This is a genomic window from Silvimonas terrae, from assembly GCF_014202765.1.
GTDB lineage: Bacteria > Pseudomonadota > Gammaproteobacteria > Burkholderiales > Chitinibacteraceae > Silvimonas > Silvimonas terrae.
In genome coordinates this window covers 817,520-829,897 of record NZ_JACHHN010000001.1, presented here as the reverse complement: position 1 = coordinate 829,897, position 12,378 = coordinate 817,520, and the positions used below count along the sequence as shown (strand labels likewise).

The window sequence follows — 12,378 nt, the reverse complement described above, 5'->3', positions numbered from 1 at the left end:
CTATTGATCCATTGGCGCTTAAGCCGACCATCGCGGACCAAAACCGCTAAATCAGCAAAATTTACGTCCCCCAATTCCGGCAAAAGTCATGAAAAAGGCCAGCAATCATTGCTGGCCTTTTGTTTTCATGATGAGAAATGCCCATGCCTAGCAGGGGCACTTCCCCCCGCCGGGACGATCCGCGCTGGGGTAACGCGCTTCCAGGCAGTAGCGGTAGAACGCCTCGCGGCTCATGGGCTGCGCCTCTGGATGACGCTCGCGCATGTGCTGCAGGTAGTACTCATAATCGTGCACGCCCACCATGAGACGGCAGGTCTGCACCACTTTTTTGGCGGCATCTTTCAACCCGGAGAGCCAGTCTGAACCCAGGCTGTAGCGCTCAAACATGCTCTGGCTCATGGGCAGGCCATCGGCATGGTGCGTGGCGTGCTCTTCCCTATAACGCGCATAGGCATCATCGGCTTGTGGCGGCGGCGTATGGCGGCCGGTAAAACTGGACAGATCAAGCATGGCTGGTCGCCTCCCCGCGCCACTTGGCATCGGCCTCACGCGCGGTGGGTTGCCGCGATGCCAGTGCTTTGCGAATGTTAAGGAACGCCGAAATCAGCATCACCACGGCCACCAGCATGAAGAACCCGCACAACGCGGCGTTGATCTGGTTATTGAAGGCAATGCGCTGCATATCTTCAACCGTTTTGGCCGGGGCAATGATGGTCCCCTGGGCGGCAGCGGCGTTGAACTTGTTGGCCACGGCCAGGAACCCGATTTTGGGATTGGCGCTGAAAATTTTCTCCCAGCCTGCCGCCATCGAGGTAATGAACAACCACGCGGTGGGCAGAATGGTGACCCAGGCGTAACGCTCTTTTTTCATCTTGAACAAGACCACGGTGCCCAGAATCAGCGCCATGGAGGCCAGCATCTGGTTACCAATGCCAAACAGCGGCCACAGGGTGTTGATGCCCCCCAGCGGGTCGATGACGCCCTGATAAACAAAGTAACCCCACCCTGCCACGGCAATGGTGGTGCCGATCAGGTTGCCGATCCAGGAGCGGCTCTTGCCCAGACCGGGGATCACCACACCGGCCAGATCCTGCACCATGAAGCGGCAGGCGCGCGTGCCGGCATCAACTGCGGTCAGGATGAACAGCGCTTCAAACAAAATGGCGAAGTGATACCAGAACGCCATCATGGCGCGGCTGCCAAAGATCTCCGAAATGATATGCGCCATGCCTACCGCAAAGGTCGGCGCGCCGCCCGCGCGCGAGAGAATGGATTTCTCGCCCACTTCCTGCGCAATGGTGGAAAGCGTATCCGGCGTGATGGTAAAGCCCCAGCCGTTGATGACGGTTGACGCCTCGACCACCGTTTTGCCAATCAGCGCAGCCGGTGAGTTCATGGCGAAGTACACGCCCGGATCGATCACGCTGGCGCAAATCAGCGCCATGATCGCGACGAACGATTCCATCAGCATGGCACCATAGCCAATCATGCGCATATGGCTTTCGCGCTCGATCAGCTTGGGCGTCGTGCCCGAGGCCACCAACGCATGAAAGCCGGAGATAGAACCGCAGGCAATGGTAATGAACAAAAACGGGAACAAGCTGCCGGCAAATACCGGGCCTGAGCCATCAATAAAGCGGGACACTGCGGGCATTTTCAGGTCAGGAGCGGCAAACACAATGCCAATGGCCAGCCCGACAATCACGCCAATTTTGAGAAAGGTAGAGAGGTAGTCTCGTGGCGCCAGCAACAACCACACCGGCAAGACCGAAGCGATGAAACCGTAGATCACCAGCGCCCAGGTCATTTGCGGGCCGTTGAGGGTAAAGATCGGGCCCCAGGTTGGGTCTTTGGCAATGTCACCGCCGTACACAATAGCCAGCATCATCAGCACAAAACCAATGACCGAGATCTCCGCAATCCGCCCCGGGCGGATATAGCGCATGTAGACACCCATAAACAGCGCAATGGGAATCGTGGCCGCAATGGTGAATGCACCCCACGGGCTATCGGCCAGCGCCTTGACCACCACCAGCGCAAGCGCAGACAGGATGATGATCATCACGCCCAGCGCACCCAGCATGACTACCACGCCGGCAAAGGGCCCGAGTTCCTGTTTGGCCATTTCGCCCAGTGAACGACCGTCACGGCGGGTAGAGATAAACAGCACCAGAAAGTCCTGCACCGCACCCGCCAGCATCACACCGATCAGAATCCATAAAGTGCCCGGCAGATAGCCCATTTGTGCAGCCAGAATGGGGCCCACCAGCGGGCCCGCGCCAGCAATGGCAGCAAAGTGGTGACCAAACAGGACCCATTTGTTGGTGGGTACATAATCAAGGCCATCGTTGCGCCGTTCCGCGGGGGTCAGGCGGCGGTCATCCAGTTCAAACACCTTGTTGGCGATAAAGCGACTGTAGAAACGGTAGGCAATGGCGTAACACGCCACGGCAGCCGTGACCATCCACACAGCGTTGACATGCTCACCCCGGCTCAAGGCCAGCATGCCAAAGCCGATGGCACCCAGGATTGCCACCGCAATCCAGATCAACCATTCACGACGCATATAAGTCCCCTTGTTATATTTTGCCGGCGAGTGCTGTCGGCGGACGCCTTCATTGCAGAGTGCGTAATGTAGTTTAACAACTGCCACTACATTCTTCATCCTCGACAACCCTGATCTGTGGATCAATGCTGCCATTGCTTGCATGGCAGCCCCTTTCAATTCCGTCAGGGGCTGCAATAATGACTGGATGCCGTTTGCCGGCACCATGGTCAGCCCGCAACACCGTCATCAACAAGACCAAGGATTTCATGCCCCGCTTTACGCACCGCTCGTTGCGAGTGGCAGTCTTACTGGCGTCCTGGGCCCCGGGCCTGCCGGAATTACTGCGTTATTCCCGCATCAATGTCCGCGCCGACCTGATTGCAGGGGTCTCGGTGGCCACCGTGGCTTTACCGGTCTGCATCGCCTATGCCCAATTGGCCGGATTCAGCCCGGTGGTAGGGCTATATAGCGCCATCTTGCCCATGATGGCCTACGCGCTGTTTGGCTCTTCCCGGCAGTTGATCGTGGGCCCGGATGCCGCCACCTGCGCCATGATCGCCGCCACCCTGGCCCCGCTGGCCCAGGGTGACCCGGAGCGTTATCACGCCCTCGCCATCTCTCTGACCTTGTTTACCGGACTGTTTTGCTTGCTGGCGGGCAAGCTACGGCTGGGCTTTCTGGCCGACTTGCTCTCGCGCCCCATCCTGACCGGGCTGTTGAACGGGGTGGCCATTACGATCATCGTCGGGCAACTGGGCAAGCTTACGGGGGTGACGCTGGTGGGCCGCGATGTCGTCGGCCAGGCGATTTCTTTTGTGCGGCAATTGCCCGACGCCCATGTACCGACGGTACTGGTCGCTACGGGATTGATAGTGTTGTATGTCGTGCTGCGCAAGGTCTGGCGCAATGGGCCGGTCGCGCTGGTGGTGGCGGTGGCAGCCGTGCTGGTCAGCATGGTGTTTCATCTGGAAAGCCGCCAGGTCATCACCATCGGAGATATCCCCTCATCCGTACCACGGCTGCACTGGCCGGCGCTGCCGCATGAAGACTGGGGCGATATTATTCCGTCTGCGGCGCTGCTGGCCTTTATCAGTTTCAGCAGCGGCATGCTGACCGCACGCAGTTTTGCCGCCAAAAACGGCTATCAGGTCGACGGCAACCAGGAATTCATTGCTTTTGGCGTGGTGGACATTGTCTCTGCGCTCTCGCAAGGGTTTGCGGTCACCGGTGCGGATTCGCGCACAGCGGTCAATGATGCCGCAGGCGGACGCACGCGCATGGCCCAGGTGTTTGCTGCGCTGGCCATTCTGCTGGCGCTCCTGCTGTTTGCCACGCCCATGGCCGCCCTGCCAACGGCCGCGCTGGCGGTCATCCTGATTTTCAGTTCCTGGGGGCTGACCGACTGGCGAGCCTACATCAGCCTGTACCGCATGAGCCGCGCCGAATTTGCCATTGCGCTGGGTACCTTCCTGGCGGTGCTGATTGTCGGGGTGATGCCAGGCATCCTGTTTGCCATCGCCATTGCCCTGCTGCGCTTTTTGGGGCAAGTGGCGCGACCGAGCAACTATGTGCTGGGCCTGGCCGAAGACGGCGACTTTCATGGCCTGATGTTTTACCCGACGGCGCAATCCGTGCCAGGGTTGATTGTCTACCGCTTTGAAGCCCCGCTGATCTTCTTTAATGCCGGCTATTTCAGGCAGCGCATCGAACAACTGATTGAAGCAGCGACCGAGCCGGTGCAATGGGTGCTGATCGATAGCCACGTCATCAGTATGGTGGATCTGACCGGAGCGCTCACCATTATGGAACTCGATAGCAATCTGCATGCTCGCGGCATCAATCTGGCGTTCTGCGGCCACCGCTATCTGATTGAACAGTGGCTGGAAGCCCATCACATCGAACTGAAAGGCCCGCGTGAATTGAAGCTTTTCAATACCCGTCGCACCGCACTGGCCGCCTGGCGCCAGTTGCATCCGGCGACGGTTTCCACCCCACCGGCCCCTGCGCCGGCCCATGAATAGAGAGGATCGACATGTCTGCACAAAAGCGCAAAAGCGCTGGCGCTGAACCGGCTGCCTCGCCTGAGAAAATCGCCAACAAGGACTACGAGCGCGCCCTGCGGGATTTACACGTAGAACTGGTGCATTTGCAGGAATGGGTCAAGCAGAAGGGTCTGAAGGTCTGCATTTTGTTTGAAGGGCGGGATGGCGCGGGTAAAGGCGGGGTGATCAAGGCATTGACCGAACGGGTCAGCCCACGGGTATTTCGGGTCGTCGCCCTGCCCGCCCCCACAGACCGGGAGAAAAGCCAGTTATATATGCAGCGCTATGTCCCGCACCTGCCTGCAGCCGGCGAAGTCGTCATTTTTGACCGGAGCTGGTACAACCGTGCCGGGGTGGAACGCGTGATGGGCTTCTGCACCCCGGAGCAGACAGAAACGTTTTTGCGCGGCGCACCCATCGTGGAAAAAGCCATGGTGCACGAGGGCATTATCTTGCTCAAATACTGGCTGGAAGTGGGCATGGATGAACAAACACGCCGCCTGGAAGACCGGATTGATGACGGCCGCAAGACCTGGAAGCTCTCGCCAATGGATATCGCCTCTTACAGCCGCTGGTACGACTACTCCCGCGCACGCGATGAGATGTTCGAAAAAACCAGTTCGGAATGGGCACCCTGGTACGTCATCCATTCAGATGACAAGAAGCGCACCCGCCTCAATATCATCAGCCATATCCTGGCGCAGATTCCGTACAAGAAAATGCCAAAGCAGAAGATTGTGCTGCCCAAGCGCCAGAAACCCACGGGCTATAAAGAAGCGCCGATTACCTGCCCGTTGGTTGAATTGCGCTATTGAGCACGCACGGCTGGGGTCTTCAGGCCGCAGTGAGCTTGAGCCCCACCATTCCCGCCAGCAACAGCATGACCGACACCGCCCGCAGCAGCGAGAGCGGCTCTCCCCAGAACAGTACGCCACACAACACGGAGCCCAGCACGCCGATGCCCGTCCACAAGGCATAGGCGGTGCCCAGCGGCAAGGTGCGGATGGCGTACGCCAGCAAACCCATGCTGCCCAGCAACAGGATCACAAAAGCCAGAGAGGGCCACAACCGGCTGAACCCGGCGGAAGATTTGAGGGCCACCGCCCAACCTACTTCCAGTAAGCCGGCGACGATCAGGGCAAGCCAGGAGATAACATTTGCAGACATGAAAAACGGCCTCCGTGTGAATGAGGCCGTCCTCGGTGATCAATACGCTGTGGGGTCGTCCCCACAGGGGCAGGCGCTGTCACGCCCGTTTATGCCAGACAAATAGAAACGCCAGTTTGCCTGGCGGGCACGCTGGCGTCAGCGCAAATAATGCCGGACTTGCGCTTTAGTCAGCGAAACCGCGTTCCAGATCGGCAATCAGATCACCGACATGTTCCAGACCCACGGAAATACGGATCAAGCCATCGCCAATGCCAGCACGGTTGCGGGCCTCTTGCGTCAAGCGCCCATGCGACGTGGTAGCCGGGTGGCTAATGGTGGTGCGTACATCGCCCAGGTTGGCGGTGCGCGACATCAGTTGCACCCGATCAATCACGCGCCAGGCAACATCCTTGCCGCCCTTGACGTCAAACGACACCACGCCGCCGTGGCCGCTTTGCTGGCGTTCGGCCAGTGCATGCTGCGGGTGGGATTGAAGACCGGAGTAATACACCTTGGCCACCTTGGGGTGGGCCTCCAGCCAGGTCGCCAGTTGCATGGCGTTTTCCGAATGCGCCTTCATGCGGATGCCGAGCGTTTCCAGACCCTTGAGCAGCACCCAGGCATTGAATGGCGACAGCGTCGGGCCGGCGGTACGCAGGAACAGGTAAACCGGTTCAATCAACGCATTGCTGCCGACCACCGCGCCACCCAGCACGCGGCCCTGGCCGTCGATATATTTGGTGGCCGAATGCACGACGATATCCGCGCCATGCTTGAGCGGCTGTTGCAATGCGGGCGAGCAGAAGCAGTTATCGACCGCCAGAATGGCGCCCGCGCCGTGGGCAATATCGGCAATGGCGCGGATATCTGCCACATCAATCAGCGGATTGGACGGCGTTTCCAGGAAAAACAGTTTGGTGTTCGGCTTGATGGCAGCGTGCCACTCGGCCAGATCAACCGGCGAGGCATAGGTGACTTCCACGCCGAACTTGGCCATGTAGTTGTTGAAGAACTGCATGGTGGAACCAAACAGGACACTGGAGGCGACGATATGATCCCCGGCACGCAGGTGCGCCAGACACAGCGACATAATGGCGCTCATGCCAGATGCCGTCGCCACGGCGCGCTCTGCGCCTTCCATGGCAGCAAGGCGCTCTTCAAAGGCGCTGACGGTCGGGTTGGTGAAGCGCGAATAAATAAAGCCCGGCACCTGGCCCGTGAACTTCAGCATGGCTTCTTCGGCGCTGCCCACCACAAAACTGGAGGTCAGGAACATGGCGTCCGAGTGTTCGCCAAAGTGCGTGCGCTCAGTGCCAGCGCGCACTGCCAGCGTATCAGGATGCAGCTTGCTGTAATCAAGATCAGCCATGAAATGCCCTTATCAAATTCTAGTGTCTTGTTGATTGTGCCTGATGATGCCCAGGTGGCACAGAAACAAAAGGGGCGCAAAAAGCTCCCCTTTTGTACTCCCGTTGATCCGGCAGTGCGCCGTCAGACGAGGTTCTGCTCGGCAATGCCGATATTCAGATCATGCAGGGCGCTATCGCTGCTCTTGGTCGACAGCGGTGACAGTCGCTTGGCTTCCAGTTGATCCAGGTAATCATCGGTAATGTCGCCGGTGATGTACTTGCCATCAAAACAAGAGGTTTCAAACTCCTGGATGCGGCCGCCGCTCGCTTCGCGACAGGCAGAGATCAAGTCGGTCAGTTCCTGGTAGATCACCGCGTCAGCGCCCACTTCCTCGGCAATTTGCTGGTCGGTGCGACCGGTAGCGATCAGTTCTGCGCGGGTCGGCATATCAATGCCATACACATGCGGGAACTTGACCGGGGGCGCAGCGGACGCCAGGTACACCTTGCGGGCACCGGCTTCGCGGGCCATTTGCACAATTTCTTTGGAGGTAGTACCGCGCACAATGGAGTCATCCACCAGCAGCACACTGCGACCGGCAAATTCAACGCCAATCGGGTTGAGCTTCTGCCGCACCGATTTTTTGCGTGAGGCCTGCCCTGGCATGATGAAGGTGCGGCCGATGTAGCGGTTTTTGATAAAACCTTCGCGGTACGGCAGGTTCAGCTTGATGGCCAGTTGCAGTGCCGAGGCACGGCTGGTATCCGGGATAGGGATGACCACATCGATATCCAGATCCGGAATGATCTTTTGTACACGCTCAGCCAGGTAGTCACCCATTTTCAGGCGTGCTTCATAGACCGAAATACCGTCAATGACGCTATCCGGACGGGCAAAGTACACATGCTCGAAAATACACGGCACCAGATTGGGTGTCGGGTGGCACTGGCGGTTAGACAATTCGCCCGCAAACGAAATGTAGACCGCTTCGCCCGGATCAATATCACGCACGCGTTTGAAGCCAAGGGTATCAAGCGCAACAGATTCAGAAGCAACCAGGTATTCCGTGCCCGCCTCGGTCTCGTGCGAGCCCAGGGTCAGCGGACGGATACCGTGCGGATCACGGAAAGCGACCAGGCCGTAACCGGCAATGATGGCAACCACGGCATAAGCGCCTTTGACGCGCTTGTGCACGGCGGCGACCGCTTCAAAAATGATGTCGGCGTCAAGCTTGAAACCCTGGGCACGGTTTTGCAGTTCATGCGCAAATACGTTCAGCAAGGCTTCGGAATCAGAATTGGTGTTGATATGCCGCAGATCGGTGCGGTACATCTCGTCCTTGAGCTTGGCGTCATTGGTCAGGTTGCCGTTGTGGGCCAGCACGATACCAAACGGGCTGTTGACGTAAAACGGTTGCGACTCCGCAAGGCTGGAAGCCGAACCGGCAGTCGGATACCGCACGTGACCAATGCCGGTATTGCCCCAGAGCGAGCGCATGTTGCGAGTGCGAAACACGTCACGCACAAGGCCCTGGCCTTTGTGCATATGCAGTCGCTGTTCTTCAGCGGTGACGATCCCGGCCGCGTCCTGACCACGGTGCTGTAGAACCAGCAAGCCGTCGTACAACAACTGGTTGACTGGAGTTTTGGCGACTATGCCCAGAATGCCACACATGCTGAATGCCTCTCGAAACGTGCAAAACCACGACCAGGGTTTAAACCGACCTGTCCTTGTAACCGGACTTCAGTCGTAATGAATGTGCCGGGCGAGGTCCTGGGGTAACCAGGGCAACGCCATGACGGCTGCTTGCTCAAATAACGGGCTGAACATGGCATTGCGCCAGAGCGGGCTTCTGGGTACATCGGTCAGACCGGCAATCAACACGATCATCAATGTAAACAGAAAACCACGCGCCACACCGAATACCGCCCCCAGTAACCGGTCCAGCGGACGCAAACCAGTGACTTTGAGGAACTGGGCTAGCGTCAGGCGCAGCAAGGAACACACAATCCAGGATGCAAAAAACAGCAAAACCACCGCCGCCAGATAACGCAACTGGGGCGAGGGAATGGCTTGTGGCATATAAGGTGTGGTCAATGTTGAATAATGAAAGGCCACCCAGGCCGAGATGGCCCAGCCGGCCAGTGCCATGACCTCTTGCACTAGCCCGCGCATGACGGAAAGCAGAATGGATAAGCCCAGAATGCCGAGTACGATGTAATCGAACCCGGTCACGGTCTGCTCCCGCTCGTCATGACTTCGGCGCGCATGGGTTTCATGGTTCTCATGTCTGGTTTATTTGCTCACCACCTGACCTTGATAGCCCATGGAGCTGAGCTTTTTGGCCACGTTATAGGCTTCCGAGGAGACCACCGGCCCAACGCGCACGCGGGTCAGCGTGCCGGTAGAGGTGGTGACCTTTTCCGAGTAGGCCGGCAGACCAGCGGCCTTGAGCTTGCCCACCACCTCATGCGCCTTGTCTGCGTTACCAAACGCACCCAGTTGCACGTAGTGGCGCGGCGTATTGTCTGCAGATTTATCCGCAGCCGCCGGTGTACCACCACTATCAGCGGTGCCGTTCAGGATGGCTTCAGGATCTGGCGTCGCCTTGGGTTTGGGGGTCGGTTTGGCTTCGGCCAGTTTGGGTTTGGGCGCGGCCGGCTTTTCTGGCGCGGGCGTCGGCGTGGCGCGCGGCTTGGGCGCTGGCGCCTCATCACCTTGCACTCGCTGCAACTTGCCAGGCAAGGATTGCGGCGCATGCGTGGTGCCATCCACCGGTTTGACGGCGGCAACCGGCGCGGGCGCCGTGTTGGCAGCCACCACCGGGGCGGGCGTCGCCGTTACCGTGGCCGGCGTCAGCCCATCAGGCTGAGCGGCAGATGCCACGGTGCCATCCGGGGTGACGGTGGAAGACATCGCCACGGCGGAAGCATTGCCGGCGCTGGGCGCGCTGGCGATGATTTCCACCGGATGCTGGGCCGCCAGATTGGCCGGCGGCTGCGAATCGAGCACTGTCCACAAGACAGTGAGTGAGAACAGGACCAGGGCAACCGCACCGACAAGACGACGGCGGGCGCGCTTGCGCAGGTGTTGGAGTTCGTCCGGGATATTATCTCGAGCCATTGCCATGCTGTGCAGTCATCACTTCCGCGACAGTGTAGAAGGAACCAAAGACGAGGATTCTATCAGTTTCGGCCGCCTGCTCACAGGCTGCTTTCCAGGCTTGTTCCACACTGCCATATGCGCTAGTGCGTGCCTGGGGTGCGGCTTGCAAAACAGCGGCTTGCAACTGCTCGACGCTGGCGGCGCGTGGCAACTGCGGCGTCGCGAGATACCAGTGATCAATGCGATCAGCAAGGGCGCTCACCACACCCGCAATGTCCTTGTCGCTCATTGCGCCAAATACCGCATGGGTTTTGGCGGCGTAACCCATCTGATCCAGCGCCAGGCGTAACGCCCGGGCGGCGTGCGGGTTGTGCGCAACATCCAGCACGGTTTGCGGGCGGCCCGGCAAGACCTGGCAACGCGCCGGCCATTCCACCTCGATAAGGCCGCGTTTGATATCGCCAATACCCACGGGCAGTTGCGAACGGACTTCATCCAGCATGGCAATGGCCAGCGTTGCGTTCCCCATCTGATAAGAACCGCGTAGCGCCGGGATGGGTAACGCGTGGCGCTTGCCTGTGCCGCCCCAGAACATCCACTGATTGCCTTCGCCTTCTTTCATGAAGCCGAAGTCACGGCCAATCAACTGCAAGGGCGCACCAACCTGGGCGGCGACGTCCATCACGGATTGCGGCGGGTTAGGGTCCGCGCACAAGGCCGGCTTGCCCGTGCGGAAAATACCGGCCTTCTCGGCGCCGATCAGTTCACGGGTATCGCCCAGATAAGACTGATGATCCAGATCAATGCTGACCACGCCAGCGACATCCGGATCAAACACATTCACCGCATCCAGCCGACCGCCAAGGCCGACTTCCATGATGGCAACATCAACCTCTGCGTCGATAAACTGACGCATCGCCGCCAGCGTGCCAAATTCGAAGTAGGTCAGCGTGGTTTCACCCCGTGCGGCTTCAATGGCACGGAAACTAGCCACCAGATCGGCATCGCTGGCTGGCTGCATATTGATGCGCACCCGCTCGTTGTAATCGAGCAGATGGGGTGAGGTATACGTACCCACCTTGTAGCCGGCAGCGCGGAACATGCTGGAGAGCATGGCGCACACCGAGCCCTTGCCGTTGGTGCCGGCAACCGTCAAAACGGGGAAGGATGGGGTCAGGCCCAGCGCGTCGCGCACAGTGGCAACGCGCGCCAGACCCATATCGATGGCCGAAGGGTGCAGCGCCTCAAGGTGCTGCAGCCATCCGGCCAGTGTGTCGGCATCAAAAAGCGGCATTAACGACTAACCAGCTTGGGTAACGGCAGGCTGACGGGAGAACAAAGTCACCAGCGAGGCAATTTTCTGACGCAGTTCGCGGCGGTCAACGATCATGTCGATGGCGCCCTTTTGCAACAGGAATTCGGAACGCTGGAAGCCTTCCGGCAGTGTTTCGCGCACGGTTTGCTCAATCACGCGCGGACCGGCAAAGCCAATCAGGGCACCCGGCTCCGCCAGTACGGCATCGCCCAGGAAGGCAAACGAGGCGGATACGCCGCCCATGGTCGGGTCGGTCAACAGCGAGATAAACGGCAGCCCTTCATCGGCCAGACGCGTGAGGATGGCGCTGGTCTTGGCCATTTGCATCAGGGAATTCAAACCTTCCTGCATGCGTGCGCCACCCGAGGCCGATACGCACACAAACGGCAGCTTGTTCTCAATGGCCGTACGTGCACCACGTACAAAGCGCTCGCCCACGACCGAGCCCATCGAACCACCAATGAACTTGTATTCAAAGGCCGCTACAACGATCGGCACATTCAGAATGGAACCCTGCATGACGACCAGCGCATCATCTTCACCGGTACTGTCGTGTGCGGCCACCAACTGGTCGCTATAGCGTTTGATGGCCTTGAACTTGAGCGGGTCGACCGGTTGCACTTCTGCACCGATCTCGAAACGGCCTTCCGGGTCCAGCAACAGATCAAGACGACGGCGCGCCGAGACCGGATTGTGGAAGTTGCACTTGGGGCAAACATCCAGATTCTTTTCCAGGTCAGTGCGATACAGCACCGCGCCACAGGCGGAACACTTGTGCCACAGACCTTCCGGCACAGCAGACTTGCCCGGCTCACGCGGTTTGTTGATCTTGGGCGGAAGCAGTTTTTGCAGCCAGCTCATGGGGTATT

General features: G+C 59.2%; 11 protein-coding genes. 2 read left to right on the top strand and 9 right to left on the bottom strand.

Features of this window, described 5'->3' with window-relative positions; translation table 11 throughout:
- Nucleotides 1–147: 147 nt before the first annotated feature.
- Nucleotides 148–510 carry a YbdD/YjiX family protein gene (locus tag HNQ50_RS22290; RefSeq protein WP_184097562.1) on the bottom strand — a complete coding sequence of 121 codons (363 nt, stop codon included), beginning with the start codon at nt 508–510 and terminating at the stop codon, nt 148–150.
- Complete coding sequence (locus tag HNQ50_RS03430) at nt 503–2,566, bottom strand: carbon starvation CstA family protein (RefSeq protein WP_184097560.1); 2,064 nt, start codon at nt 2,564–2,566, stop codon at nt 503–505. The genes HNQ50_RS22290 and HNQ50_RS03430 overlap by 8 nt, the downstream gene beginning before the upstream one ends.
- A 179-nt stretch (nt 2,567–2,745) precedes the next feature.
- Here HNQ50_RS03430 and HNQ50_RS03425 point away from each other — a divergent pair, with 179 nt between their 5' ends.
- Complete coding sequence (locus tag HNQ50_RS03425; RefSeq protein WP_184097558.1) at nt 2,746–4,569, top strand: SulP family inorganic anion transporter; 1,824 nt, start codon at nt 2,746–2,748, stop codon at nt 4,567–4,569.
- 11 nt (nt 4,570–4,580) lie between these two features.
- Nucleotides 4,581–5,405, top strand: coding sequence for a polyphosphate kinase 2 (ppk2, locus tag HNQ50_RS03420; RefSeq protein ID WP_184097556.1), 825 nt, complete (start codon nt 4,581–4,583; stop codon nt 5,403–5,405).
- A gap of 19 nt (nt 5,406–5,424) precedes the next feature.
- On the opposite strand, the gene HNQ50_RS03415 is transcribed toward ppk2, so the two are convergent.
- From HNQ50_RS03415 to accD, 7 genes are all read right to left on the bottom strand, one after another.
- The gene (locus tag HNQ50_RS03415; RefSeq protein WP_221302969.1) at nt 5,425–5,757 is read right to left on the bottom strand and encodes a DMT family transporter; all 333 of its coding nucleotides are present in this window, start codon (nt 5,755–5,757) and stop codon (nt 5,425–5,427) included.
- A 166-nt stretch (nt 5,758–5,923) separates the two neighbouring features.
- Nucleotides 5,924–7,108, bottom strand: coding sequence for an O-succinylhomoserine sulfhydrylase (locus HNQ50_RS03410; RefSeq protein WP_184097554.1), 1,185 nt, complete (start codon nt 7,106–7,108; stop codon nt 5,924–5,926).
- 122 nt (nt 7,109–7,230) lie between these two features.
- Nucleotides 7,231–8,763 carry an amidophosphoribosyltransferase gene (purF, locus tag HNQ50_RS03405; protein ID WP_184097552.1) on the bottom strand — a complete coding sequence of 511 codons (1,533 nt, stop codon included), beginning with the start codon at nt 8,761–8,763 and terminating at the stop codon, nt 7,231–7,233.
- Nucleotides 8,764–8,832: 69 nt separating this feature from the next.
- Nucleotides 8,833–9,324: a CvpA family protein gene (locus HNQ50_RS03400; RefSeq protein ID WP_184097550.1), complete on the bottom strand. Its 492-nt coding sequence runs from the start codon at nt 9,322–9,324 to the stop codon at nt 8,833–8,835.
- A 60-nt stretch (nt 9,325–9,384) separates the two neighbouring features.
- Complete coding sequence (locus tag HNQ50_RS03395; RefSeq protein ID WP_184097548.1) at nt 9,385–10,212, bottom strand: SPOR domain-containing protein; 828 nt, start codon at nt 10,210–10,212, stop codon at nt 9,385–9,387.
- Nucleotides 10,199–11,488 carry a bifunctional tetrahydrofolate synthase/dihydrofolate synthase gene (folC, locus tag HNQ50_RS03390; RefSeq protein WP_184097546.1) on the bottom strand — a complete coding sequence of 430 codons (1,290 nt, stop codon included), beginning with the start codon at nt 11,486–11,488 and terminating at the stop codon, nt 10,199–10,201. The genes HNQ50_RS03395 and folC overlap by 14 nt, the downstream gene beginning before the upstream one ends.
- Before the next feature lie 6 nt (nt 11,489–11,494).
- Complete coding sequence (accD, locus tag HNQ50_RS03385; protein ID WP_184097544.1) at nt 11,495–12,370, bottom strand: acetyl-CoA carboxylase, carboxyltransferase subunit beta; 876 nt, start codon at nt 12,368–12,370, stop codon at nt 11,495–11,497.
- Between the last annotated feature and the right edge of the window lie 8 nt (nt 12,371–12,378).